Origin of the sequence: Arthrobacter gyeryongensis (genome assembly GCF_039543785.1) — a bacterium.
Taxonomy (GTDB): domain Bacteria; phylum Actinomycetota; class Actinomycetes; order Actinomycetales; family Micrococcaceae; genus Arthrobacter; species Arthrobacter gyeryongensis.
Window position 1 is genome coordinate 39192 of sequence record NZ_BAABKK010000038.1, and the last position, 25939, is coordinate 65130.

24 protein-coding genes are annotated in these 25939 nt (G+C 62.8%); 11 read left to right on the plus strand and 13 right to left on the minus strand.

The window, feature by feature from the left end; all coding sequences use genetic code 11:
* Positions 1-166: 166 nt before the first annotated feature.
* The 6 genes from ABEA18_RS23000 to ABEA18_RS23025 all read left to right on the plus strand — a co-directional run bounded on the left by ABEA18_RS23000 (position 167) and on the right by ABEA18_RS23025 (position 6180).
* Positions 167-1102 (plus strand): ABC transporter permease, encoded by a 936-nt coding sequence (locus tag ABEA18_RS23000; RefSeq protein WP_345453219.1) that lies wholly within the window; start codon positions 167-169, stop codon positions 1100-1102.
* Positions 1099-2088, plus strand: a complete 990-nt coding sequence (locus tag ABEA18_RS23005) for an ABC transporter permease (protein ID WP_345453221.1) — start codon at positions 1099-1101, stop codon at positions 2086-2088. Before ABEA18_RS23000 ends, ABEA18_RS23005 begins: the two co-directional genes overlap by 4 nt.
* Positions 2085-3599, plus strand: coding sequence for a sugar ABC transporter ATP-binding protein (locus tag ABEA18_RS23010; protein WP_345453224.1), 1515 nt, complete (start codon positions 2085-2087; stop codon positions 3597-3599). The genes ABEA18_RS23005 and ABEA18_RS23010 overlap by 4 nt, the downstream gene beginning before the upstream one ends.
* Entirely contained in the window at positions 3596-4456 is an 861-nt protein-coding gene (locus ABEA18_RS23015; RefSeq protein WP_345453227.1) for an amidohydrolase family protein, read from the plus strand. Before ABEA18_RS23010 ends, ABEA18_RS23015 begins: the two co-directional genes overlap by 4 nt.
* Positions 4453-5427 (plus strand): aldo/keto reductase, encoded by a 975-nt coding sequence (locus tag ABEA18_RS23020; RefSeq protein WP_345453230.1) that lies wholly within the window; start codon positions 4453-4455, stop codon positions 5425-5427. Before ABEA18_RS23015 ends, ABEA18_RS23020 begins: the two co-directional genes overlap by 4 nt.
* A 66-nt stretch (positions 5428-5493) precedes the next feature.
* Positions 5494-6180 carry a GntR family transcriptional regulator gene (locus ABEA18_RS23025; protein ID WP_345453233.1) on the plus strand — a complete coding sequence of 229 codons (687 nt, stop codon included), beginning with the start codon at positions 5494-5496 and terminating at the stop codon, positions 6178-6180.
* Between the two features lie 246 nt (positions 6181-6426).
* Here the strand turns inward: ABEA18_RS23025 and ABEA18_RS23030 are convergent, their stop codons facing one another.
* The 5 genes from ABEA18_RS23030 to ABEA18_RS23050 all read right to left on the minus strand — a co-directional run bounded on the left by ABEA18_RS23030 (position 6427) and on the right by ABEA18_RS23050 (position 11834).
* Positions 6427-7398 carry a carbohydrate kinase family protein gene (locus tag ABEA18_RS23030; protein ID WP_345453236.1) on the minus strand — a complete coding sequence of 324 codons (972 nt, stop codon included), beginning with the start codon at positions 7396-7398 and terminating at the stop codon, positions 6427-6429.
* Positions 7399-7403: 5 nt separating this feature from the next.
* On the minus strand, positions 7404-8465 hold the full coding sequence (locus ABEA18_RS23035; RefSeq protein ID WP_345453239.1) for an NAD(P)-dependent alcohol dehydrogenase: 1062 nt from the start codon (positions 8463-8465) through the stop codon (positions 7404-7406).
* 52 nt (positions 8466-8517) lie between these two features.
* Positions 8518-9456 carry a carbohydrate ABC transporter permease gene (locus ABEA18_RS23040; protein WP_345453242.1) on the minus strand — a complete coding sequence of 313 codons (939 nt, stop codon included), beginning with the start codon at positions 9454-9456 and terminating at the stop codon, positions 8518-8520.
* Positions 9453-10421, minus strand: a complete 969-nt coding sequence (locus ABEA18_RS23045; RefSeq protein WP_345453245.1) for a carbohydrate ABC transporter permease — start codon at positions 10419-10421, stop codon at positions 9453-9455. Before ABEA18_RS23045 ends, ABEA18_RS23040 begins: the two co-directional genes overlap by 4 nt.
* 63 nt (positions 10422-10484) lie before the next feature.
* The gene (locus ABEA18_RS23050; protein WP_345453248.1) at positions 10485-11834 is read right to left on the minus strand and encodes an ABC transporter substrate-binding protein; all 1350 of its coding nucleotides are present in this window, start codon (positions 11832-11834) and stop codon (positions 10485-10487) included.
* A 287-nt stretch (positions 11835-12121) separates the two neighbouring features.
* On the opposite strand from ABEA18_RS23050, the gene ABEA18_RS23055 reads away from it, so the two are divergent.
* On the plus strand, positions 12122-13042 hold the full coding sequence (locus tag ABEA18_RS23055) for an AraC family transcriptional regulator (protein WP_345453251.1): 921 nt from the start codon (positions 12122-12124) through the stop codon (positions 13040-13042).
* A 357-nt stretch (positions 13043-13399) separates the two neighbouring features.
* Here ABEA18_RS23055 and ABEA18_RS23060 read toward each other — a convergent pair whose 3' ends face one another.
* The 4 genes from ABEA18_RS23060 to ABEA18_RS23075 form a co-directional block, all read right to left on the minus strand.
* Entirely contained in the window at positions 13400-15847 is a 2448-nt protein-coding gene (locus ABEA18_RS23060) for a tyrosine-type recombinase/integrase (protein WP_345453255.1), read from the minus strand.
* Positions 15834-17069 carry a tyrosine-type recombinase/integrase gene (locus tag ABEA18_RS23065; protein ID WP_345453258.1) on the minus strand — a complete coding sequence of 412 codons (1236 nt, stop codon included), beginning with the start codon at positions 17067-17069 and terminating at the stop codon, positions 15834-15836. The genes ABEA18_RS23060 and ABEA18_RS23065 overlap by 14 nt, the downstream gene beginning before the upstream one ends.
* Before the next feature lie 89 nt (positions 17070-17158).
* Entirely contained in the window at positions 17159-17674 is a 516-nt protein-coding gene (locus ABEA18_RS23070; RefSeq protein WP_345453261.1) for an ATP-dependent DNA ligase, read from the minus strand.
* Between the two features lie 131 nt (positions 17675-17805).
* Positions 17806-19083 carry an IS30 family transposase gene (locus ABEA18_RS23075; RefSeq protein ID WP_425550573.1) on the minus strand — a complete coding sequence of 426 codons (1278 nt, stop codon included), beginning with the start codon at positions 19081-19083 and terminating at the stop codon, positions 17806-17808.
* A 1154-nt stretch (positions 19084-20237) separates the two neighbouring features.
* Between ABEA18_RS23075 and ABEA18_RS23080 the strand changes: the two genes are divergently transcribed.
* From ABEA18_RS23080 to ABEA18_RS23095, 4 genes are all read left to right on the plus strand, one after another.
* Complete coding sequence (locus ABEA18_RS23080; RefSeq protein WP_345453264.1) at positions 20238-20522, plus strand: glutaredoxin family protein; 285 nt, start codon at positions 20238-20240, stop codon at positions 20520-20522.
* Positions 20522-21280 (plus strand): single-stranded DNA-binding protein, encoded by a 759-nt coding sequence (locus ABEA18_RS23085; protein WP_345453267.1) that lies wholly within the window; start codon positions 20522-20524, stop codon positions 21278-21280. The genes ABEA18_RS23080 and ABEA18_RS23085 overlap by 1 nt, the downstream gene beginning before the upstream one ends.
* A 15-nt stretch (positions 21281-21295) precedes the next feature.
* The gene (locus ABEA18_RS23090) at positions 21296-21619 is read left to right on the plus strand and encodes a ParB family protein (RefSeq protein ID WP_345453270.1); all 324 of its coding nucleotides are present in this window, start codon (positions 21296-21298) and stop codon (positions 21617-21619) included.
* Positions 21620-21693: 74 nt separating this feature from the next.
* Entirely contained in the window at positions 21694-22239 is a 546-nt protein-coding gene (locus tag ABEA18_RS23095) for a hypothetical protein (RefSeq protein ID WP_345453273.1), read from the plus strand.
* Positions 22240-22359: 120 nt separating this feature from the next.
* On the opposite strand, the gene ABEA18_RS23100 is transcribed toward ABEA18_RS23095, so the two are convergent.
* The 4 genes from ABEA18_RS23100 to ABEA18_RS23115 all read right to left on the minus strand — a co-directional run bounded on the left by ABEA18_RS23100 (position 22360) and on the right by ABEA18_RS23115 (position 25937).
* Positions 22360-23184 (minus strand): peptidase M56 family protein, encoded by an 825-nt coding sequence (locus ABEA18_RS23100; protein WP_345453276.1) that lies wholly within the window; start codon positions 23182-23184, stop codon positions 22360-22362.
* Positions 23181-23786, minus strand: coding sequence for an RNA polymerase sigma factor (locus ABEA18_RS23105; RefSeq protein ID WP_345453279.1), 606 nt, complete (start codon positions 23784-23786; stop codon positions 23181-23183). The genes ABEA18_RS23100 and ABEA18_RS23105 overlap by 4 nt, the downstream gene beginning before the upstream one ends.
* A gap of 127 nt (positions 23787-23913) precedes the next feature.
* Complete coding sequence (locus ABEA18_RS23110; RefSeq protein WP_345453282.1) at positions 23914-25113, minus strand: hypothetical protein; 1200 nt, start codon at positions 25111-25113, stop codon at positions 23914-23916.
* 506 nt (positions 25114-25619) lie between these two features.
* Positions 25620-25937 (minus strand): helix-turn-helix domain-containing protein, encoded by a 318-nt coding sequence (locus tag ABEA18_RS23115; protein ID WP_345453285.1) that lies wholly within the window; start codon positions 25935-25937, stop codon positions 25620-25622.
* Between the last annotated feature and the right edge of the window lie 2 nt (positions 25938-25939).

Genomic DNA, 25939 nt, shown 5'->3' on the forward strand with positions numbered 1-25939 from the left:
TCGGAACACGTGAAGAAATGAGCCATCGATGACGATCGCAGAAAAAAGACCCGCAGTACGACATGTCCCTTCAAACCGTCCCAGGAGATCACCGCTTCGACTCCTCACCAATCAGCGGACCCTGCTCGCGGCACTGACGGCCGCGTTGTTCTTGGGGTTCGGGCTGATGAATCCCCAATTTTTCAATGACAAGTTCGTCGTTTTTCCTCTCCTGCGGGATGCCTCGGTCTTCACCGTCGTCGGCCTTGCGCAAATGTGTGTGCTTTCCATCGGACAGATGAACCTCGCCGTCGGCCGCATGGCCGCCGTAGGGGCCATGGCTTCCGGAGCCTGTTATCAATTCCTCGGAATGTCCCTGCTCGCCGGCGCCGTCGTGGGCTTGATCGTCGGAGGTTTGCTGGGCCTGCTGGCAGGCTGGATCATCGTCAGGTCCCACGTGAATGCGTTCGTTGTGACCCTCGCACTCGACTTCGCCTTGTTAGGGCTGGTAACGCTCGTCTATACAGCGTTGACTGAAAATGCTGCCTTCAGCACCAAGCCGGAAGGCATGGACCTGTTCCGGAACGGTTCCTTCGCCGACGTCTGCGCCTTCGGGTACTGCGGACCAAGGGCCATACCTTTGCTCGCCATCCCTGCACTTCTGGCCGTGTTGCTCATCCACCACCTCTACGCCCGTTCCCGGACAGGCAGGGAAATCCTCGCAACGGGAGCCAACCTGAGGGCAAGTGAGCTCTCCGGCATCCCGGCCGGCAAGCGAATCCTGCTCGCCCACAGCCTCTCGGGTATCCTCGCGGCCCTCGCGGGGATCATGCTGGCCGCGACGACAGGATCCTTCTCGGCAGCCATCGGCTCCGAATTTATGATCCCTTCCTTCCTGGGCCCTGTCCTGGGCGGAACACTGTTGATCGGCGGCGTCGTCTCAGTCATGGGAACTGTCCTCGGCACGCTGCTGACACTGGTAATCCGGATGGGTCTCAGCGTCGCCGGGGCAGGACTCGACACACTCAACATCGCATTGGGCAGTGTGCTGCTGCTCGCCCTGTCGGTGCAACGCGTCCAGCGCATCCGCCGGAGGAAGAAAGACAAGGAAGTCTCCGAATGAAAACCCTGATTGCCAAACTGCCGATTCAAGGCTCGGATGGCACCCTGACGATGATCGTCTGCGTAGGCTTTATCGTCCTGGGCATCGCCTCCGGAGGAAGCCTCTTCAGCCAGCAGGGGCTGCTCAGCTTCCTGGCATACCTTTCGGTGCCGATCCTTATCGGCCTCTCCCAGATGACGGTGCTGGCCGTGGGCCAGCTCAACCTGGCCATTGGAGCCATGGGCGGCGCCCTCTGCGGGCTGATGGCAGTCATGATGGCCAACGGAGCAGTCCCGGTTTGGGCTGCGCTGCTCATCGGACTCGTTGCGGCCACGGTTATCGGAGCGGTCAATGGGCTTCTCGTAGTCATCACCGGGCTTCACGGCTTCATAGTCACCCTCGGCACCATGACTATTCTCCTGGGGGTCCAGTTCTCTCTCGTCCGTTCCTTCACGATCGATGCCTACTCCGACGCGCTGAAATCTTTCGGGCGCGAGAATGTGGCAGGGATCCCGTGGCTGTTCGTGGCCACAATCTGCGTGAGCATCCTTGTCTTCGTGTTCTTCTCCCGATCGGTACCGGGCCGAAGGCTCCTGGCGACAGGCGGAAGCGAGGTGGCGGCGCGCCTGTCCGGCATCTCCAATGCCCGCTCCATGATCCTCGCCTACACAGTCTCGGGGTTTCTGACAGGACTTGCTGCACTGGCCACGATGGCTTCGCTGACGGGAATCAACCGCTCCATCGGCGTCGACTGGCTCCTGCCCAGTTTCGCAGCCCCCATCATCGGCGGAGTTCTGCTCACCGGCGGATCTGTTGCGGTGTACGGGACGATCATCGCCGCATGCTTGCTTCGAATCGTCGATGTCGCCCGCGCCCAATTCCTGCTTGACCCGAGCTGGACCAGCTTTGTCATCGGCGCCGTTGTTCTCTCAACCGTTGCCATCAGCGAGTACCGAAAGCGCCGCACAGCATCCGTCATGCAAAAAAGGGAGGAATTGGCAGTATGAAAAACCGCCTCATCGCCACCGGACTCACCAAGGAGTACCCCGGGGTCAAAGCACTGTCAGCGGCTCGGATCACCTTGGAAGAGGGAAGCATTCACGCCCTCCTTGGTGAAAACGGTGCCGGAAAGTCGACCTTGGTAAAGATCCTCACCGGAGTGCACACACCCGATGCCGGCACATTGGTCGTTGACGGAACCGAAAGGCACTTCAGCAGCCCCATTGACGCGGCCCGCGCCGGAATCGGCGTGGTGCACCAGGAACGGAACGTCGTTCCCTTGTTCTCGGTCGCGGAAAACATCACGCTGCAGGACCCACCTTCACGCAGAGGGATGGTCGATCGGCAACGCCGGGCTGAAATCGTGCGAAACGTGCTCGAAACCCTCGAATTCGACGTCGATCCCGCCACCGCGGTTTCAGAACTTTCGGTGGCCCAGATCCAGCTGGTCGAAATCGGCAAGGCCCTCGCACTGGACTCACGAGTACTTATCCTGGACGAGCCCACGGCGTCCCTGACCGACAACGAAACGGCCAGGCTGTTCACCGTCCTTCGAAGACTCCGCGACGCGGGGACCGCGATCGTGTTCGTCAGCCACAAGCTGGAGGAAGTCTTTGATCTCTGCGACCGGGTCACCATCCTGCGGGACGGTGTGACCGTGGTGGAGTCAGAACCGCTTGCAAACTACACGCAACGAGACATCGTCAACCTCATGGTGGGACGCACCCTCGCCGAGAGGAACGTCCGGCGCCGCACAGTTGACCGCAGCGGAACACCGAAACTGGCCGTGCGCGACCTCGCCACCGAACTCGGACACACAGGCATTTCCTTCGACCTGTACCCCGGGGAAATCCTTGGCCTATACGGGCTCGTCGGAGCCGGCCGCAGCGAACTGGCCCGGTCAATCCTGGGCATCAGCAAAGTGACAGGAGGCGAGATTCTTCTCAACGGCCGGCCGGTGACCATAGGTAGCATGGGCGAAGCACTCAACCGGCACCGAATGGGGTACGTCACGGAGGACCGCAAAGGCGAAGGCCTTTTCCTTGACATGACCGTCCGATACAACATCGCCGCCACCATCTGGCGCCGCATTTCAGGATGGTTCGGAGTCAGACCGAGGCTCGAAGAAGACGCCGCTGCGACCGCGGTGAAGAACCTCAGCATCAAGATTTCCTCGGACCAGCAACTGGTCGGCCAGCTCTCCGGCGGCAACCAGCAAAAAGTCAGCCTCTCCAAATGGCTCGCCGCCAAGACCGATGTGCTCATCATCGACGAGCCCACCGTCGGAGTGGACGTCCGCACGAAAGAAGACTTCCAGGAACTGATCCTCGACCTGGCAGATTCCGGACTGACCATACTCCTCATCGACAGCGACCTTCCCGAGATGATCAACCTGGCCGACAGAATTGCAGTCGTGCACGACTACCGGCTGGTCGGCGTCGTTGACAACAACAAGAATTACGCCGACGTAAGCGCAGCCGTAATTCGCAGTATCCACGAATCTGCGGTGGCAGCATGAGGATCGACGCCCACCATCACGTCTGGACCCTGTCCGAACACCCGCAAACGTGGATGACCCCGGACCAGGCGGAGACGATCGGACGCGACTTCTCTCTTGCGGACTGGTCGGAAGCGGCAACCCCGTCAGGCCTGACCCACTCGGTCATCGTTCAGACCGTGGAAGACGCAAACGAAACCCTCGAGCTGCTCACCCTCGCTCGGCAATCGCCGGCCGCGCTCGGGGTTGTCGGCTGGGTCAAAGCAGGCCCGGATGATCCCGGACAGCAGCTCGCCCGAATCTTGGATCACCCCGGAAGCGAAAAGCTCGTCTCGGTACGGGACCTGACAGAGTACCGGTCAGATCCTGAGTGGCTGGCCGGGGACGAAGCCGGCAGGCTGTTCAAGGCAGCTGGAAATGCCGGTCTGGCCGTGGACCTGCTGATCAGACCGGAGCACCAAGCTGCTGCCGCCCGTGCGGTGGCAAAAACCCCGGAGACCCGGTTCATAGTCAACCATCTGGGAAAGCCGGATATGGATCACACGGGCGCTGCAGACTGGGGCGAAAGCATGGCAGCCATCTCAGGCTCTCCCAACGCCGCAATCAAGCTCTCCGGCATGGCCACGCTTGCCCGGGACTTCAAAACCGTGAGGGGCCGTCTGCCGGAGTATGTCGACGAATGCCTGCGCCTCTTCGGCCCCGACAGGATGATGTTCGGGAGTGACTGGCCTGTCTCCCTCACTGGCGCCTCGTACGCGGACCTCGTCACGGCCGTCACCGCGCCACTGGAAAGTCTCAGCGCCGCAGAACAGGAATCGGTCTGGGCCGGTACCGCGTGCCATTGGTATGGCCTTGAGCTCCCGAAGGAGATCAAATGAAGACGCGAACTATCCGTGGCGGGGTCATGCTGACCGAAGTGGGGCTGGGCACCTCTCAGCTGGGCAACCTTTACACCGAGACCAGCGAAGAGGCCGCCGCAGATGTCATCAGCACCGCATGGCAGGGCGGAATTCGCTATTTTGACACCGCGCCACACTACGGCCTTGGACTATCAGAGCGCCGTCTGGGTTCACTGCTGAAGCAGTATCCCCGGGACGAATACGTCCTCTCCACCAAAGTAGGAAGGCTGCTCGTTCCAAATCCGGGCGGGGACCGCCAGCAGGACACAGAGGGATTCGCCGTTCCCGCTACCCATGTCCGCCGATGGGATCTCAGCAGGGACGGAATCCGCCGGTCCATCACCGAGAGCCTTGACCGCCTTGGACTGGATCGGATCGATGTCGCCTACCTCCACGACCCGGATGGCATGGAGGACGAAGCCATTCGCACGGCACTCCCGGCGCTCGTAGAGCTCCGTGAAGAGGGCATCCTGCGTGCCGTGGGAGCCGGCATGAACCACGCCGCCCCGCTCACGAGGTTCGTACGGGAAACCGACATTGACGTCGTCATGGTTGCCGGAAGGATGACGCTCCTGGACCGCTCAGCGCTCGATGATCTGGTCCCCGCGGCACTGGAGAACGGAGTCAGCGTCGTGGCCGCGGGCGTGTATAACTCCGGCATACTGGCGACCCGCCGACCCGATCCCGGTGCACGCTACGACTATGCTCCGGCCGACCAGCGGTTGATTTCCACAGCGTCCGGGTTGGCCGATGCGTGTGAGGCGTCCGGGGTGGAGCTCCCGGAGGCTGCACTGCAGTTTCCTCTTGGACAGCCGGCCGTTGCATCCGTGGTCGTCGGAGCCAGAAACGGGACCCAGGTCCGAAGTGCCCTGGAGCGTTACGCGGCCGATATTCCCGAGGGTCTCTGGCCGTTGCTCGCCGGTATGGAACAAGCCGCCACGTTAGAATGAGGGTGAGTGGCGGTTGGACCCGCAGACGTCGATAAACACATAGGTTCAATTGCAGCGGAGAAGAATATGTCCAGCAGTCCAGAAGTAGTTGCGCACGCCACGCCCATATTCAAGAAGAATGTGCTGGCCGATGACGTCTACGAGCACTTCAAATCGCTCATCATGGACCACTCGCTGGAACCCGAGACTTCCCTTAAGATCGACGTTCTCGCGCGGGAACTCGGAGTCTCTCCCACACCCGTTCGGGAGGCACTTCTCCGCCTGGAAACAGATTCACTCGTTACCAAGCGGGGAAACCGCTATTTCACCAACCCGGTCATTAATCGCGCAGAATTTGAGGACCTCTGGGAATTCCGGCTGTGCCTTGAGCCCTGGGCCGCCGCACTTGCCGCCCGTCGGGCCACCAACGCGGACCTTGAAAGGCTCCGGACAGAAGTCGAACACCCGGCCGGGATGGGAAAAGAGATGGACTTCAGCAAGTACAGGGCGATGCAGGAGCACGACCAACGGTTCCACGATCTGATCTTTCAGATCGCACGAAACGAATCCGCCCATGACGCCTTCACCCGCGCGCACGTGCACCTACGGACTTTCCGTATTCTCTACGCATCACAACTGGGCCTGGCGGGGCTTCACGAGCATGCTGCGGTAGCAGAAGCCATCGCGACCGGTGACCCCCAAGTTAGCCACGCAGCGATGACCGAACATCTGGAACGTTCCCTCGAACGCCTACGCCCGTTCGTTCAGGGCTAAGCTCGCATCGGCCGCCTGGGAGAAACGAGGCCACGGCGCCGGTTCGTCTTTACCCCTTTAGCCAGCCTTGGGAAGGGCATTGTCCCCATGCCTCGGTGTCCGGCAGGATGCACGGTTGAAGGCGGGGTTCCAGATGCTGCCTTCCTTCTCCGGCGCCCCGTCGTCCAGGTCCTGCAGCCAGTCAGCGTCGAGGGCCCTTTTCCCGAATGTCGTCGTCGCTATTGATGTCTCGAAAGTCGAACGTTCTCAGAGTGGACGTTCCTGAACCGTTGATGTGATGGACAACGGGCCGAGTTCGTCCGTCCGGGGTGGATTGGCGCCGTGCCGGGAGCATGTGATCGCTGCGGCGCGGTTGGCGTAGGCGGCCAGAGCGTGCAGTTCGTCCAACGTTAGGTTCTTCAGTCGCGTTCTGCGACCTGCCCCGAGGGCATCCAGCTGCGCGAGTCCGGAGATCAGCCCTGCCATGAAGGAGTCGCCGGCGCCTACGGTGTCGGCGACGGCGATGGTTTCGGCTGCCTTTTCCACCCGCCCGTTGCGGGACAGGAGCACCGGGCCGGTGGCTCCGCGTGTCAGGGCGATGACCGCCGGGCCGAGTTCCAGCCAGACCTTGAGTGTTTCGTCGAGGGGCCGGTCCGGGTAGAGCCAGCGGAGGTCTTCGTCGCTGGCTTTGACGATGTCGCTGGCGGCCACCAACACTTCCGCGGCCTGGCGCACCGCGGCCGCATCGCGGCTGATCGCTGGCCGGCAGTTTGGGTCAAAACTGACAGTAGCCTGCTCGCGGGCGGATTCCACGAGTGCGAGGGTTGCCTGGTCGCCGGGCGGAAGCACGGTAGCGATTGAACCTGTGTGGACGTGGGTTGACCCCTCGACTGCGGCGAGGGCGGCCAGGGATGCCCCGTTGATGTCCCAGGTGATGGAGAACGTGTAGTCCGCGCCACCGTCGGGTCCCAATGTGGCGAGGGCCGTCGACGTCGGCGTGGTCCCGCCGTTGATCACGTCCACACCATTGGACTGCAGGTGCGCTTCGAGCATGAGCCCGTAAGGGTCATCGGAGTAGTGCGTCACGAGGTTCGTCCTCAGGCCCAGGCGGGCGGCCCCTACGGCCACGTTGAGTGGGCTTCCACCCGGGTGGGCCTGGCTGTCGCCCCTCCCGCGAGGATCTCTGATGATATCGACGAGTGATTCGCCAATGACGGTCACCGTGGTTTCTTGTGCCATTCTTCTCAGCGGCCCGGGTAGACGACGGCTTTGAGCTGTCCCCGCTGCTTACCGGCCTTGAGCGCTTCTTCTGCCTGGGCCAGCGCGAACTTGCCGGTCACGAGGATGTCCAGGTCCACCGTGCCGTCGGCGATCAGCTGGATGGCCAGGGGCCAGGTGTTGGTGTAGCGGAAGACTCCGGAGAGCCAGATCTCCCGGTTCTGGATGTACGAAACGGGGAGTTCGACGTCGTCGCCCCCGAGTCCCACCAGGATCACCCTGCCGGCCGGCCCCACGGCCTTGATCCCGGAACGGACCGCCTGCGGTGCGCCGGAGGCGTCAATGAAGGCATCGACGTCGAGCCCCTCGACGCTGTCTGTCTTCGCGTTGAGCGCGTGCGTGGCGCCATGTTCCAGGGCGAAGGCCAGGCGGTCTTCGGCGATGTCCGTGATGTAGATGTCGGTGGCGCCGAAGGCTCGGGCAGCCTGGGCGGCGATGATGCCGATCGGGCCGGCGCCGGCGATCAGTACGCGGCTGCCGGGCTTGATGTCGGCGCGTTCGCAGGCCCAGAGTCCCACCGAAAGGGGCTCGATGAGGGCTGCGGCCTCGTCGCTGACGTTATCCGGGATGTCGTAGGCGAAGTCGGCTTGGATGGTGACGTATTCGGCGAAGGCCCCGTCGATCGGCGGGGTGGCGTAGAACTCGATGTCCGGGCACAGGTTGTACCGGCCGGCCTTGCACTGCTTACAAGTGCGGCACGGCCGCTGGGGTTCGACGGCGACGCGGTTGCCTACGCGGGCAGGGTCCAGTGCGCTTCCGACGGCGGCGATCCGGCCGGAGAGTTCGTGGCCCAGGATCAGGGGGTGGTCCACGACGTAGTCGCCGATCCGGCCGTGCTCGTAGTAGTGGACGTCGCTGCCGCAGACGCCAACGGCGGCGACCTGGACCAAGACCTGATCAGGTTCCAGCTCCGGCACGGAAAGGGTTTCCAAGGCCATCTCGCCCTGGCGCTGCAAGACGGAAGCGCGCATGGTGGTTGGCAGTTCGGGGTGTGCGAGCATGTGGGGCTGTGCGGTTGGTGTTGTCATCGGAGTAATCCTTGGAAATCGAAGTGGGAGGGCGGTCTGTTGGACGGCGCAGTTACTTGACGGCGCCGAGTGAGAGACCTTGGACGAGTTTGTCCTGGGCTGCGAAGCCGGCGAACAGCACCGGCAGGGAGATCACGACGGCGGCCGCGCATACTTTCGCGAGGAACAGGCCTTGGCTCGAGACGAAGCCGGTCAGGAACACCGGTGCGGTGCCGGCGACGACGCCGGTGAGGACGCGTGCCAGGAGGAGTTCGTTCCAGCTGAAGATGAAGCAGATCAGGGCGGTAGCCGCGATGCCGGGCATCGCCACGGGGGCGATGATCTTGCGGAGGGTCAGCAGGAGGCCTGCGCCGTCGATCTGTGCCGCTTCAAGCATTTCCACCGGGACTTCGGCGAGGAAGGAGCGCATCATCCAGACCGCGATCGGCAGGTTCATGGAGGTATACATGAGGATCAGGAACCAGATGTTGTCCAGGGCGCCGACCGTCTTGGCGAAAAGATACAGCGGCAGGATCGCGGCGACCACCGGCATCATCTTCGTGGACAGGAAGAAGAACATCACGTCGGTCCACTTCTTCACCGGCCGGATGGAGAGCGCGTACGCGGCCGGGATGGCCAACACCAGGACGAGCACGGTGGAGAAGATCGACGCGGTGGCCGAGTTGATCATCGGCGGCCACGGGCTGACCCCGGAACTTGCTCCGAAGAACTCCTTGTAGGCGTCCAGGGTGAGGTTGGCAGCGATGGAGGGCGGGTTGGTGGCCGCGTCCGTTTCCGAGTGGAAGGACGTGAGGATCATCCACAGGACCGGGGCTGCGAAGAGCAGGGCCAGCAGCCAGGCGGCGAGTCCGGCGGCGGTGTTGTTGCGGGTGGGGTCCATGCGGGACTTGGCCCCGCCGAACTTTCCGAATCTGCCGCGGCGGAATCCGCCGTCGAAAGCTGTGCGGTTGTCTGTTGTGTTGCGGCGCGCGGCAGGAGTAAGGGTGCTCATCGTGCTGCCTCCTTCTTGAAGAGCGAAAAGACGGTGCGCAGGGCGAAGGTGGCCACGATGATGGTGCCGATGACCACCACGACGCCCGCGGCGGACGCCAGGCCGTACTCGTTCGCGAAATAGAACGTCTGGTAGATGGCGTAGGGCAGGTTGGCAGTGCCCAGGCCACCGGAGGTGAGGGTGAAGACGGCGTCGAAGTTCTGCACGATGTAGATCGCGCCGAGCAGTCCGCCCAGCTCCATGTATTGGCGCAGGTGCGGCAGGGTCAGGTGGCGGAAAATGTCCCAGCTGCTGGCCCCGTCCATCTGGGCTGCCTCCACGGTGTCCATGGGCCGGGACTGCAGGCCGGCGAGCAGGATGAGCATCATGAAAGGCGTCCACTGCCAGACCAGGGACACGACGACCGCCATCAGCGGGGCCTGGGACAACAGGTCCGGCTGGGGCGGGGTGTTGCTGCCAAAGAGCGACCAGATCCAGGTCAGGATTCCGTTGATCAGCCCATAGGTCGGGTTCAGCAGCGCATGCTTCCAGATCAGGGCCGCAGCGACCGGGACCACCAGGAACGGTGCGATCAGGAGAGTCCTGGCCAGACCTCGGCCGATGAACTTCTTGTCCAGCAGGAGCGCGAGGCCAAGCCCGATCAACAGGCTCGCCAACACCACCGAGACGGTGAGGATGACGGTGGTCAAGATCGCCTGGCGCAAATCCGGATCGGTGAGGACCTGGACGTAGTTGCCGAAGCCCGCGAATCCGGTCTGGTCCGGGCGGAGGCTGTTCCAGTTCAGGAACGAGATGATCAGGGTCACCACGAACGGGAGCTGGGTGACGATGATGAGGAAGATCAGGGCTGGCAGCAGCGGCGCACGCCGGGCCCAGGCCAGGGCGCGTTCACGGGCCTTGGCGTTCGCAGAAGGTTGGGGGGCGCTGCGCCCGGAACGGGAGAGGCGCGCTGTTGCGGTAGTCATGAGGGTCTCCTGCGGTTCCGTGGCCCGCCCGAGGACGGGCCACGGAACCGATTGGTGGGTGGTTTACTTCTTGTACTTGTCGCCGATTTTTTGGGCGGCTTCCTGGCCTTTGGCCAGCGCATCGGAAACGGAGCCCTGGCCGGCAATGGCGGAACTGACGCCCTGGGAGACAGTGGTGCCCAGGTCGGCGAACTCGGGAATGCCGACGAACTGGATCCCCACCACCGGACGTGGCTGGACGCCGGGGTTCTTCGGATCGGCGTTTTCGATCGCCGTACGTTCAGCCTGGAAGAACGGTGCGGCCTTCTGGAAGTCGGCATTCTCATAGGTCGAGATACGTTTCCCGGATGGAACCTTGGCCCAGCCCAGCTTTGAGGCCACCAGATCTTCGTACTTCTGGGAGCTCGCCCAGGCGATGAACTTGCTGGCCGCGTCCTGCTTCTTGGAAGCGGCCTGCACGCCCCAGGACCAGGTCCACAGCCAGCCCGAGGATTTGGTTTCCTTCACCGGTGCCTGGACGTAGCCGATCTTGCCCTTGACCGGCGAGTCGGCTGCTTCCAGTGAACCTGCCGCGGAGGTGGCGTCGTACCACATGGCTGTTTTGCTCTGGCTCATGTTGTTCAGGCATTCGGTGAAACCCGCCTGCGCGGCACCGGCTTCACCGTGGGCGCGGACCAGGTCCACGTAGAACTGGGTGGCGGCGGTGAATTCGGGGGCGTTGACCTTGGCGTTCCAATCCTTGTCGAACCAGGTACCGCCGAAGGTGTTCACCACGGTGGTCAACGGTGCGAAGACCTGGCCCCAGCCGGGCTGGCCGCGGAGGCAGATGCCCTTCATGCCCGGAGCCGCACCATCAACCTTGGCGGCAAGATCGGCCACCTGGTCCCAGGTCGGCTTCTCCGGCATGGTCAGGCCCTTGGCCGCGAAAAGGTCCTTGCGGTACATCAGGAAGGAAGACTCACCATAGAACGGTTCGCCGTACAGCTTGCCATCCTTGCCGGTAAGGGAGGCAGTGTAGGCCGGCAAAATGTCTGACTGGTTGAACGATGCGTCCTTCGCCACGTTGTCCAGCGGAGCGAGCCAGCCGTTCGCCGAGTAGAAGGGGATTTCGTAGTTGGACAGCGACGCGACATCGTATTGTCCCGCCTGGCTGGAGAACTCCTGGCTGATCTTCGCCCGGACGTCGTTCTCCGGCAACACGGTGTAGTTGACCTTGATGCCGGTTTCCTTGGTGAAGTTGTCCGCGGTGAGCTTCTGCAGGTCCTCCATCTGGGGGTTGTTCACCATCAGGACGTTGATGCTGTTCTGGTCGCCAGCGGCGGTGCCGCCACCGGCACCAGAACAGGCCGAGGCGGAAAGTGCGATGCACAGAGCGCCGGCGGCGAGTGAGGCCACACGTATTTTCGGGCGCATTAAGGACTCCTTTGTTCTTCAAGGGGGTGCACAGCCTCTGCACCACGACTGCCGTGTCGAGGTACCGGACTGGAGCGGGGCCTGAGATCGGGGAAGCCGATGTGCCGCCGCTTGGTCCCTCAACACTAGGCGTGTGGGATAGGGCACAACTAGCGCCCCCGTTGCCAATTTCTGATACTAATTTTCCCAATTGATTTTCCGGGGAAGGCGCTAATGTAAGGGAAGCGGTTCACGGCCGCTGTCCAGATTTCATAAAAGTCGAATGCATGGAGTAATGGAGAAACGCTATGAGGACCGCGGATCCGGGCGATGACGCCGCGGCGAGGCTTGCCGAACGGCTTCTGGGCATGCGGGCCAACCGTGAGGTCATTCCGGTCGACCCGAACCACTCGGTCCGGTGGCACGAGCATGACTACCCCAGTCCTGTGGCTCGTTGGAACTACCACCCCGAATATGAAATCCACCTGATCCGGAAAGGTACCGGTAAATTCATCGTCGGAGACCACATCGGCACCTTCGAGGCCGGACAGGTGTCGCTGGTGGGATCGGGCCTCCCGCATGACTGGGTCAGCGACCTTGAGCCGGGAGAAGTGCTGGAACGGCGGGACGCGGTGATCCAGTTCGACGGAAAATGGGTCGACCAAGCAGCCGCCGCGATTCCGGAAATGGTCGAGATCAAACCCCTGTTGGAACAGTCTGCACGAGGGATCGAATTCCTGGGAAGGTCAGCACAGATGGCCGCCGCAGCGATCGAGGCGATGGGCACCACTGCCGGATTGGAGCGGCTGCACCACCTCGTTGAACTGTTTGCGATTCTTGCGCGCGCACCGCAGGAGGATCGCCGCTACCTCGCCGACGAATGGTTCAGGCCCCAGTTGGACGGCCAGGCCGCGGCCGTGGTGGACATCGTCCTCGAGTATGTGTTCAGCAACCACGCCGGCAGCGTCAAGATGTCGGAGGCTGCGGCCCTTGTGGGGATGGCAGAGCCGACATTCTCCAAATACTTCAAACGCTCCACGGGCCAGAACTTCAGCGATCTGGTGCGCAAACTCCGGTTGGCCCATGCACGGCGCCTGCTGGAGCGCAGCGACAAAGCCATCTCCGACATTTGCTACGAAGTGGGCTTCTCGAACCTGTCGAATTTCAACCGGCATTTCCTAAACGACACAGGAGTCACACCGCGGGCCTACCGCCAAGGGGCAGGCTAGGAAGATCGCCACCAGCTGGGCTGCAATGGAAATGTCCGTGCCGGACCTTATCATCAGGTGGCCCTGTTTAGTGGACAGGCGCAGCCCCAGAGCTCCCATGGCGGCAACGAGCCCCGCTGTATCTCATTGGGCGTCGATCACGGCAGCCTCCAGGCAGGTCGACAAGTGTGGCCAGGGAAGACCATCCAGTCACAAGCCTGACCGGGACCCACCCGAAGCGCGGGAGCCTGCTCCCATGAGTGAGATTGGAGTACGGCTGAGTCCCGGCTTGATCAATCTTCCAGCGAAGGGGCCGACATGTGACGCGGCGGGCTCACCCTCGTCCCCGCGCTGAACGCGCGGCCAATGCGTGCATATTCAACCGGATTCCTTGCCGGCCAGTCTCAGGGCCCGCTCGCGCTTGTCGCGGAGGTGTCCCAGCGTGAGTTCAAGTCCATCGACTTCACCTATCCATCCTTCTTTTTCGGCTTGCTCGCGTCTGATTGTGAGGCTTGCTTCAAGTTCATCGAGCCGGGCGATCATCCTGGGCTCAACGTGCAGCATTGGACAACGGACGCAGGCATGCTCATGCGCGCAGGGAGTGCCGTAAGGCCGACCACAGGCTCCCAGCTCGACCTTGCGCTTCTCGAAATGTTCCTCGAATTCTGCCCATTCCTCGTCACTTACGGCTGCGTATTCATGGTCCGGCCGGAGCGTTCTCCGGCGTGCGATATGCATTTGGTAGTGGCGGACCACGTCCTCGTCGAAGACCGCGACATAGCCCCGGGTTGTCTGCAGGTTCGCGTGCCCCAACAGGGCGGCTCCTATGTGGATCGGAAGGCCGTTGTTGACCAGGTCGGTCGCGAAGATCCGTCTGAAGTCGTGCGGGGTGAATGCAAGCCCTTCAAATTCGGGCCGGTCTTCGGCGGCCGCGGTGCAGGCTGCGCGCAAGAGTTTTGCGATCCGGCTGGTGCTGAACACTCCGCGCAGCGGCCCTCTGGAATGCTGGAAAAGGAAGGGGAGCGGCTCGCTGTGTTCCCGCTCCTGCGGGTCCCAACGGCGAATCAAGGGGATGGTCCCAAGATTCTCCTCGTGCCGGCGGATCATTGATGCGATGACATGCAGCAGTTCGGGCGACATAGGGATGACTCTTTCCCTGTCGGTTTTTGACGGTGTGATCACCAAGAGGCCCACGATCTCCCCGTTCGGCCGACGGTATTGCCTGATGGACAGGTGACTGAGCTCGAGCAGCTCCTCGTGGCGAATCCCGGTGAGCCGGAGAACTTCGATGGCCGCCCAGGTCCAGAACGCCCGTTCTTCTTGGTCGGTGATGTTGATCTTCTGCCCCGCCGGGCCGAACACGCGCAACGGCCGTTCCGGCTCGGGAGGAGCTTCAAGTTCAATTCCCCGACGCGCCCGGGGGCCCTTGGCCGGTGCCCTTTGAGGTTTGCGGCGGGTCACGTGGGTGTAGCGGGCCCCGCCAAAATCGAAACCGTCATCGTCCAGGGAACCGGCGGCTGCTTCCCGAAAAGCGTGCAGGCGTTCCTTTTCCGAGGTGACATATCTGACGAGCCGGTCCAGGAGGGGCTGGCGTGCCCTGGTGCGGTCGGCAATGCGTTCGGCCATCCGACGGCGGCCTGCCTTGTAGCCACGGGAAGCGATCGGCGGGATGGGACACTTCGTGGCCCATGGTCCCCACCTCGAGGGGTCCTCCAGCGACCAAGTCTGAAGATCCAGGTACAGGGCCCGCACGGCGATCAGCAGGTCCCAAATGCCCTGCCGGGGCCTGGGACCGTCAGGGGTCTGGATGGTGTCGACCTCCTGCCGCCAGGCCTCGTAGATTTCCTCGGTCAGGTCAAGGTCCTGCTGGTCTGGGTTGATGCGCTCGATCACGCACCAGAAATTGCGTACCAGGAGCCCGGTCAGGCCACGGAGGGTCGAATGGTCCATGCCCAGGGCAGCGCGCTGGTTGATGTAGTCGATGAGCAGCAGCCGGACCCCAGGGTTCTTGACCCCGTGGTAGTCGACGAACTCCTCCACCGTTCGTGGGCCGCCATGCCGGGCTGCCCGGATGGTGGCCGGTGTGCCCTCTGGGAACCGTCCCATGGAATGAAGCACTTCCCAGATCAGGCCGGCAATTTGCCGGTCGTGGTTTCCCTTCTTTCGAACGGCCCGCAGCTCGTGCTGGAAGTGGACTAGGGCGCCCGGGCTCAAATCGGAGGCAGGGATTCCCTGGCTGGCCAGAACGTACGAAAGTTCGGTAAGTGCGCGGTGCTTTTGTGTGTCTGTCGTTGGAGTGTCACGGATGCGGTCTGCGACCTGATCCAGAAGACGGTCCTGCTGGCATTCGCGGAAGATCATCGAGAAATCAGAGACCACGTCACGGTGCAATGTCCGCACAGAAGGGACAATGACGCGCATGGCCACCAACCAGGTCAGCCCGCTGGTCATGGTCCAACTCTTTGTTGGGGGAGGATTCAACGAGGCAAGCCGCTCCACGGACGTGTCCCAGCCGCTGGCGTCCCAACGTTCCTGCCACGTGCTCCCTTCAAAACCCGACAGGTGTTCTGCAACCTTCCGGATGGACCTTCGGCGCTTCTCCAGCATGACCGGTGAACGCGGGAGAAGGGTGCATGCAGCGGTTTGCAGCTCGGCAATGGATGCCTTGCTGAGGTCTCCCAGGGGCATCGGCAGGTTCCGGGGCGCGGCCAGCGGGCTGACCATGGTGCCTTTTCCGCCGATGTGCCGTGAAGCGGGCGGAACCTCGTCGTCGGCCAGTTGCCGGCGGGACCAAATAGCCGTGGTGGCGACACTAGCCCTGGACATTGCTGGTCCTCTTCCGTGCACCGAACACGGCGCTGATGTCCTCGGCCGCGTATCCCGGGCTGTAACCGGGCGACGGCTGGTGTGCGCGGGCGTGGTATTCCTGCATCTTGGCGATGACTTCCTCGGCCCTGGGCACGGTGTAGCGGCTGGTGGTGTGCAGGTCAGCGTGTCCGAGCACAACCTGGACCTCGGGCAAGGTCATCACACCGCTGTTGACCATGCGGATGGAGGCGGTGTGCCGGAGATCGTGCAGCGTCCAGTTCGTCTCCGCAGATGCGTTCGCACGCTGCACGATGCGCCTCGCGGCGGAATAGCTCAACGGCCTCTGAGGGCCGCGAAGCGTCCTCCACAACGGATCATCGGGACTTACTCTGTTGGATCCCAGATACCGTCCTAGCCATGTCATCGCGTCCGGTGACAGCGGAACCCACCGTCTTTCCCTGGTGCCCTTCGAAATCACCGACAAGCGCTGGTTCGCCCAGTCGACGTCATTGGTCCGGGCGCCCAGGAGCTCTTCTGCCCTTGCTCCTGAAGAGACAAAGCACTCAAGCAGTGCCCGGTCCCGGTCACAAGTCATCGACTCGAAAAGCTCCACCCACTGCGCGTCGGGGATCGACCGGGGCAACGCATGACCGGCGCGGCGACGGTACGGTGCCCGACGAAAGGGCTGCTTCGTTTCCAAGGGACTGCGATGCGAGAGCGCCTTGCGGCGATGCGCAGACGACGGGACAGGATTCACCACAGGTCCGCGGGACCAGCGGGCGTGGAACTCATAGAAGTTTCGCACTGCAGCCAGGGTCAGATTGACCGTAGCTGCCCCGTATCCGGCATTGAGATGAGGTTTCCCGGTCTTGATATTGACCCCACCTGGCAGCCCCGAGGACCGCCTGCGCTGCGGGTTGGGGGCGACCATGAGCCAGCCGACAAGTGCCGCCGTTTCCGCCTCCGTGGCACGATCCCAGGAAACACGAACAGTCCAGAGGACCCGAAACCACAGCAGGGCCGCGTAGCAGTACGAGCGCATTGTGCGGGGACTCAGATCAGCAACGGCGAGGTCCCGCATCCAGGTGCTGACCTCCGACACCACCTCACCGTTTGGATCGTAAAGGACATAGGGTTCGTACCGACCAGGTCCCTGCCCAACGCAGCCAACCCTGTCAAGCTCAACAGACCCATCGCGCAGCCCGCGCCGAGTATCGAAATCTGACCATTGCTCTGACATCCGAAATCACCTTCGACGGTTGCAGCTGAGATAGCCCTGCTCCCATGCCTACAGCCACAAAAACCGGAAATGCCGACGGCGCGCGGACACTATGTGCAGTTAACTAACCAGATCCTCTTGCCGCCGAAGTAGGCCTGACTGTCGGCCTTAATGACCAGGCCCTCTAAGCCGGCTCCCGCCAGTTCCTGAAACCACTGGAGGGCAAGTTCCCGGTCGCGGGTGAGCGGCGAGACCGACAGCGGGGGAGACCAGACAGTGGCGAGTTTCTCCAAGAGAGCCCTGCGTTCCCGGAACGGCAGACCGCGGGCGTCATGTCCGGCAACGCACAGCACGTCAAAGGCTGCGAAGTTCGCGGGAAGCTCCCGCACCAAGGCCGCAAGCTGAGTTTTTCCGGCAGAGAGCCGCTGCTGCAGGGCTTCGAAGTTCAGGCGACCGCCGGACCACACCACAGCCTCGCCGTCCAGGATGCAACCAGGAGGGATCTGCTCGCTCGCGGCTGCCAAGACGTCCGGGAAATACCTGCTCAAGTCCTTGCTTTGCCGCGACCACAACGACACCCCATCCGCGCCAACCAGACAAACCGCACGGAAGCCGTCCCACTTCATCTCATACACCGAGCCGCCGGGCTGTCAATGGCCATTAGTTTCGGCCCACCTGCGGCCAGTTAAAGTGCCCGCTGGTGGCCAGTAAAACTGCCCGGTGACTTGAATTCTAGGGGTCGTTGCAACACCCGTGCTTAACTGGCTATCAGTAAATCACGTAGACGCTCGGCTGGGGTGTCCCAGTCCAGTGTCTTGCGTGGTCGGGCGTTGAGTTCCTGGGCGACGTGCTCGAGGTCCTCTGGCCCGTAGGCGTTCAGATCGGTGCCCTTGGGAAAGTATTGGCGCAGCAGCCCGTTGGTGTTCTCGTTGGATCCGCGTTGCCAGGGGCTGGCGGGGTCGCAGAAGTAGACGTCAATGTCGGTGGCGATGCTGAATGTCTTGTGTTTGGCCATTTCGGCGCCTTGGTCCCAGGTCAGGGATCCGCGCAGGTGCGCCGGCAGGGTGGACATGGTCTTGATCAGCCCGTCGCGGACCGATTCGGCGGTGTGGTCCACCGGCAGGTGCACCAGCATCACGTAGCGGGTGGTGCGTTCGACCAGTGTGGCGATCGCCGACTGGTTGTAGGCTCCGGTCACTAGATCCCCTTCCCAATGGCCTGGGACGGCGCGGTCTTCGACCTCTGCGGGGCGTTCGGAAATGTTGATCATCGGGTCCCGGAAACGACTGGTACGTTCCTCGGGGCTTTTCTGTTTTTTGCGGCGTGTCCTCCCGGTGCGCAGGGCCCCTTTGACCTCGCGCTTCAGTCCGCCGCGGGCCTGAAAGTAGAGGGCCTGGTAGATCGTTTCGGGGCTCACGCGCATCTGCTCGTCATCGGGGAAGTCCTTGATCAGCGCCTTCGAGATCTGTTCCGGGGACCAGCGGATGCGCAGCTTGTCGATCACGTAGTCGTGCAGTTCCCCGGGTTCTGCCAGCTTACTGTCCTTCGGCCGTGCACGGGCCGCCGTGGCAGCCCGGTGAGCACCGTAAGGCCGGTAACCAAGCACCGGATGGCTGTTGCGCTTGATCTCCCGGCTGATGGTGCCCACGGACCGGCCCAGCGCCCTGCCGATCGCCTGCATGGAGGTCCCATGGGAGCGCAGATCCGCGATCCTCTCCCGCTCCTGCAGGGAAAGATAGCGGGCGCTGATGGGCTGCTCCAGAGCTTCCAGCGGCACCACCGCGGCGGGTGCTGGCTCCGTCGCTGAGGCTGGCAGCTCCGGCACTGCCGCTGCCGCCAGCTCGGGTGCCGCTGCAGGGGCCGGAGGTTCCGCGAATGTAGTTCTCACTTCCTGTTTATACGGCAGATCCGCTGCTTGGCCTTGGGCCGCGGCCGTGTCCTTTGCAGCCTGTTGCCGGTCCCACACGTAGGAGCTCTGTTTGCTGGCGCCGACGGCGAGGGCGGCGTCCCTACGGCCGGTTCCTTCCTGGCGCAGGCGCAGGTAGTGAATCTGCTTCGCCGATGGGCCTCGCGTACCGACGGCGACCAGACCGGCGGCCTTGGCCCAGTTGTGGCAGGTGGAGTGGTTCAGGCCCAGTTGCCGGGCTGCCGCGCTCACGTTGCCGACTTCGCGCAGCAGACCCAGGAACTCCTCAATCACCGCCGGTGGGTGCACCGAAGCAGGCTTCACAGTCCTCGTGGCCCGTGGTCTTCTCGCGGCAGGATTGACCTTGCCGGCCCAGTTATGCGCGGTGCTGATGTTCAATCCCAGTTCCTGGGCCGCCGCAGTGATGGTGCCGGTCCGGTCCAGAACGGAATAGAAGTGGTCCTTGTCCGCCTGGCTGTACTGGCGCTGCGGCCTGATCCCGGCAGCGTTCGCCCACTTCTGGCAGGTACTCCTATTGATGCCGAGCTCCTGAGCTGCCTCGGCGACGGTCCCCAGCCGCGCCACGGCGGACAGGAAGTCCTGTCTTTGCGCACGGGTATGAGACTGCTGCTGACGCTTCACGGCAGCCCCAGACAAAGGCGCCGGTTCTCCCGGTAAAGGAGATTTTTTCCTTAAGGAAGGACTACTTTCTGATGGTGATTCCATGGGTGTTGCGACTCCCGATTATTCGGGGGTGTTGCAACGTTCACTAGAACTCGCCCCAGCGGGCATTTTCGTGGCCGCCTATGGGCAGTTTTTCATGGCCGCTAACACCGGGCAGCGCACTCTCGTGCGGGATCGACTCCACGGCCTTCGCCAAGGCGAGAGCCACAGGAGGACGAAGCGCAGCCGGCACACCCTCAAACATTGTGGGCACAGCGTAGTCCCAGCACGGCACCGCCGGTAGCTGCGTTCCGCCGCAGAAAAAGCATGGCCGTGGACGACGTGAATCGAAGGACAACGGGTGGGTGCAAAACATCACCGAAGGCGCGGGCCGGCATTTACCGAAAGCTCTATTCCGAGGACCACGCATGTTGCGGCTATTCGCCGGGAGCTGACGGGCCCACCAATGCTGACTCACCAATTTTCATCCAAAGAGAACAGTCAAAAAGCCGGTAAAATAAGGTCAAAAGCCATTGTTTTTCATATGAAAAACGGTAGAATTGAGGTAGAAAGTCAGCCAGACGAACGCAACTCATTTGATACGAAACCAGGTACTGAAAATGACTTCCTCAAACCTCTCCACCGAAACGGTTGCCGAGTACACCGTCTACACCAAGCCGGCCTGCAGCCAGTGCGATGAGACGAAGGCCTACTTCGACCGCAAAGGCATCGCCTTCCACGAGGTGGACGTCACCACCAACGAAGGCGCCTTCGAGTACATCACCGAAGAGCTCGGCTACTCCCAGGTCCCCGTCGTCGTGAACAACGCCGATGACGAAGACCACTGGGCAGGCCTGCGCCGCGACAAGCTGGTCCAGGCGGCCATGCACCACAAGGCGGCCTGATGAACACCCCGCAGGACCGGTTCGCCCTCACGCCCCGCCGGTACGACCCGGACGAGGACTGGTTCGGACTCGAAGCCAACCCTTCCAGCACCATCAACGTCCCCCTCATCGACCCCTACCTGGTGGAACCGGACCCCGCGGCCCCCTGGTACGACACCGAGCAGAACACCCCCGAAACCGAAGACACCACCCTCAGCCGCATCCTCGGGAAGGTCCACATCATGGCCGGCGAAACAACCATCACAGTGATCGGAAATCTAACAGCGGACCCAGAGCTGAAATACTCTCCCGTTTCCCGTGAGTTCGGGAAAACTGAAGGCACTCCCGTCGCGAACTTCACGGTTGCTTCGACGCCTCGTACCTTCGACCCGGCCTCCAATGAGTGGAAGGACGGCGAGACACTTTTCCTCCGTGCCACGGCGTGGCGGGATATGGCCGAGAACGTTGCAGCCTCCTTGACCAAGGGGTCGAGGGTTGTTGTCTCCGGCAGGTTGAAGCCGCGGACGTATGAGACAAAAACGGGGGAGAAGCGCACCGTCGTGGAGCTCGAAGTCGACGAGATTGGCCTGTCTCTCCGCTACACGGCGGCCGTTGCAGCCCCTCCCCGGGTTCACGGCCGCACCCAGGCAACACCAAAGACGAGCAGCCAACGCGGACCTCACGTGGACGATATGGCCACTGTCCCCGGCGGCTACCCCGACGATGACCCGTGGTTTGGCAAGAATGCCAACCCGCGCGGTACCACCACAGAGTCGTAAGACGGGAGCGAAGTAATGCCGCCGATTCCCAAGAAAACCAGGTCCCTTTCGCCATACTTCACAGAAGAGGACGTCGACCAGATCCGAGCTGCGCTCAACGCCGTCGGCCGCCTTGAAGGTTATGCCTCGATTACCGAGCTCGTGGAGGCAGCCACGCTGCGGGAGCTTCGGCGGTTGCGGCGCAAGTACAACGGCGGCAAGAAGTGGCCAGGCATCCCGGCCGGACAAATGCGACCAGGCAGGCGAACCCGCGAGGAAGTTCAACATCGCTACCAAATATCGGTCGGCCGCGGGCCGGCCTCGGGTGGATCAGCGATGTTCATTTCTGCGGATGAGTGACTAAGGGTCCGAGGAGGATCGGTACGGAATTGGTCATTCTCGAGAAACGAGAAAGCCGAGAGTACTCTGGCTCCATGAAGCGGCCTCATAGGGTGCGGCAGTTGGGCGCGTTGATTGCGCTCTGTGCCTCTTCCGTGGTCGTGGGCTGCGCGGTGGCCGCACCGCCTCCTTCGTCAACGTCGTCGCTGTCGGGTTCCACCTCACGGTCATCACAGCCCAGTGGACCGCAGGTAGATGCCCTCGAGCCCTTCAGCAACGCCCACATCGCCCACTTGCCCGCCCCGGTCCCTGCAAAGGAAATCACCGCTGGGGAGGCAGCGTCGGGCATCAGCATGCCTTGGAAGTTCCTTGGGTTCGTGGACGGAAACAAGGTGGTGACTGTCGCATACGTCGGCGGCGACGGAGACTGCACCACGCCAGCGGGCTTTTATGTCCATCAAGACGGGAATGACGTCACCGTCGAAGCTGTGAGCAGGGAAGCCGCTGGGCGGACTGCCTGCGCAGACAGCCTTAGCATGGGCCGCGCTGTCCTCCAGCTCCCGATATCGATCGGCGGCGCAGGGCGCTTAGTGCACGCTGCCACCGACCCAGCCTGGAGCTCGCCCAACTACTTCAGATAGACGCGACAACCCGGCGAAGTGGACTCGCGACTGTCGCGTTGAGGTTCGTCCAGCCGGGCGGGAAATCGTTGACAGAATCAGGTGAGGCCGCGTCGAGGACCAGATAACTTCCGTGTTGCCTCATTTGTCCGTAGGCAGCTCTGTGGTTGCAGGGGCGGGTGAACGCGTGGGGTATTGAGGAATTCCGCCACCCGAGCCGGCTGCCTCGAAGGTGCCGATCTTTGTCTGGCCGTCACTGAGGTACACAGGGATCTCCCGGGGCGGACGTGGGGTGTTGAAGTTCTTCACCGCGTCCTCCGGGCTGGTAGGCATTGGCCCGCCGTAAAGTTCCTTGGCGTAGACGTAGCCAGATGCACCGTTGGTCGCCATGACCGCGATCAGATCAGGAGTCCCGTTCTCAGGGCTCTCGACGCCATAGGTCTCGCCCTTGGCATTGACGCCCAGTTTGGTCCTGACCTGCTTCACATAGTCCGCCGTGAGCTGCCAGCGTGCTTCGGGGGCGGTCGTGATGGTCACGCCGTGCTGGCCCGGGTCCAGAGGGATGGTGTAGCGCGACTCGTTCCGTCGCTCATCAATGTCGGGCTGGGTAAAACTTGCGCTGGCGCCGTCTGGGAACTTGAACCAGCCAGGAGTGAGGGCGACCAGTTTCAGTTGGATGCCGGTGGTTCCTTGGGGCGGTTCGCCGAGTTGGACGGTCGCTGTTCCTGTGTAGGTCTCCGTAACGGGAGTCGCCAAGGGTGTCACTTGTTCGGTCCCGGGGAGCACGAAGAACCCTGCCGCGGCAGCGCCGATGCCGCCGAGCAGCCCTGCGCCTGCCAGGGCGCCGGCGCTCAGCCATAGTCGTGTGCGCCTGCGGGCCCTGGCCGGCGACGATTTCCGGACCCGTGAGACAAGTTCCGCTTCGAGAGCGTTGCTGAACCGGTCATCGACGCGGAGGTGATTCATGACTGTTCTCCTTCCAAGACCGGGGTCGTGGAGACGCGTGCCGGGTATGTCCCCTGAAGCGCTTTCTTCATGCGCTGGCGTGCCCGGTGCATTCGTGTCTTGGCCGCGCCCGGGGTCAGATTCAGAACGGCAGCGGCGGCCGCGATGGTGTATTCCTCAAAGACGATTAGGCTCACCAGGTGCACGTCCTCGGCGTTCAGGGTTCCGAGGGCACGGGCGAGATCCTGGTCCAGAACGTCCTGGGCGATGCTGTAAACGTCCTGGCCGGCGATGTCGGACTCGGTTGTCGTTCGCGGAAGGGAGTCCAATAAGCGTCGGTAGCGGTGCGCTGTCCGGCCGCTGTTGCGGGCGGTGTTCGTGGTGGTGACGAGCAGCCAGGGAAGAACGGATCCTTCGACGATCCGCACCTTGGCCCGGCACCTCCAGAGTTCCAGAAACGCAGTGGCCATAATGTCTTCAGCATCGTGCCGGTCGCCCGAGAGCCGGTAGGCCTGGCGGAAAACCCTGTCGCGATGCCGGCCATACAACACTCTGAATGCTTCGCCCTCACCTCGTAGGCTGCGGGACCACAGCCCCGCGTCATCGGATTCAACGTTCCCCATGCCCTGTATTGTCCGCGAAGGATCCAAAGGTTACAGGTAGCCGGAGATTTTCTTGAGAAGTAACCGGAAACCTTGCCATCGGTGGCAGGAACCACGCGACACGCGCACGATCCATTCTCTGCCATCTCTAAAGGGCACCCGACGACCAATTCCTGTCCGTCGCAGAGGTCATCAGCGAAGGGTGGTCGAGAGTACTGAGATAACGTTCGGCGCCTTTGACGCTCAGTCCGAAGAGGTCGCAGAGTCTGCGGAGGTCCTTGGTGGCGTGGGCTTCGTCAAGGATCCGGTCTTCGCGGAGTGCCTGGGGTGACATGCCAAGGGTGTCGATGACCCAGACGTTGCTGACTTGGGTGGTTCGGACCGCGCTTTGTTTGTTGATGAACAGGTGGGGGTTGCTCGTTTCCGGCCATTGGGTGCTGCGGTGGTCCAGCCAAGCAGACAGGCTTTGGCGGACATGCAGGGCCAGTAGGACTGTGCGTCCGGGCAGATGCATCCTCCCGTCGCGGATGTCTGTGAGGAGCAGGGACCGGATCTGTGTGCTGCGCAGGGCGTGGTACCCGATCAGGGTCGCCAGCGCGGTCCGGGCAGGGTTGGTGGAGTCGAGGGCGGCTCGCATCGCGCTCTCATTGATCGGCAGGGGAATGCGTGACTCGGGTCGGCCGGTTTTGGTGTGCGTCGTGGGGTTGGTAAAGACAAGCCGCCTGGCTTTGAGCGTTCGGAACAGCGACCGCAGGGCTGCTCCTGTCAAAGCGCGGTCGTTTCCCTGGGAGGGCAACATTTGGTTGATGTGTTCCCGGGTGATTTCGCGCAGGGATGTGCGGCCTTCGGCGGCCCATGCCCGCACTGCGGGGAGCGCGGATCGGACCCGTACCTTGATGGTGGCGTGCGCCTTCGGCCGTGTTCGCGGGGCTTTCGAGCTTCCGTGGAGCATGGTGTCGAACCAGGTCTGCAGTTCGCCGGTGATGGGTTCCGGAAGACCGACCACCATTCGGCTGAACCACGCCACGATCGATGGCGCGCGGTCGTCCTGAAGCAACCCGGCCGCCTCGAGAACGTCCAGGATCGGCTGACGGTTGAACGCGACCGGATCGAGCTGATCGACATCGCTGGCCTTGATCAGCGCACCGGGTGTGTCCTGAATGCAAGCGAGAATCCGGAGGCCTTGTCGGATAGTGATGTTTCTTGTCTTGCTCCATCCGTGCTTGAGGGCATGGTCGCGAGCGACGTGGTCAAGCAGCAGGGCGAATTCGGGGTCCGGTGGACTTAGGTGGACCCGGAGGCGGGTGAGGTCCCGGGGCGCGTCCAGCAGTGTGAGTTGCTTGTGCATGATTGGATACAGGTGACGCGGTGCAGCCGGCGAAGCCGGGCGGGGCTTGAGCCGGCGTTGCCGCCAGATCAGACCTACAAAGAACAGTTGCTGCCCGTGCCGGTTCATTTCGAGGATCCCGGGCCCGGTTCCGTGGGGGCGGGCGCCCACGGCGGTGCGCCAACACAGCCGGCAGAACCCTTCGGGGCTCAGCGCTTTCGTTTCCTGACAGGAGAGACACGGGTTGACCGTTTTGAATCGGCGGCGCCACCCCCTGCATCCCTCACACAGCCAGCTGGTATGCCGGGTGACTCCCCAGCCGAGGCAATCCAGGCAGCTGTCGATTACGTGGGGTGCGAAGCGGTGGCAGCGCTGGCACAGCCCGCCGGAGTAGTAGCGTTCCGTGGATCCGCATTTGCGGCACGGCGGTGGCGTGAATGGGCCGCCGGGCATGCATTGGTGGCAGAACGAATCGCGCGCCGTTGCGACCGGACGTTCAGCGCATTTCGGGCAGGTCCGCGGGGCGCTCACGCAGGCGGAAGGGTGCGGTTACGTCCCAGCCGGGGTGTGATGACTTGGCCGCCGACAGCGGCGGCGTTTCCCTTGGCGGGGCGGCGCGCCGCCACCGCGTCGGGCTCACGGATGAGCAGTTCGTTTGGCTCGCAGTCCAGGACGTGGCAGATGATGTCGAGATCGTCCAAGCGGATGGACGTCGGGGTGCCGGTCCACAGGGCAGACATTTTTCCGGCGCTGATTTCCAGGCCGGCCTCAGCCAACCGCCGTCGCAGTTCCGTCGATTTCCAGACTCCGCGTTCGGCGGCTTTCATGCGCAGGTTCCAACGCATCT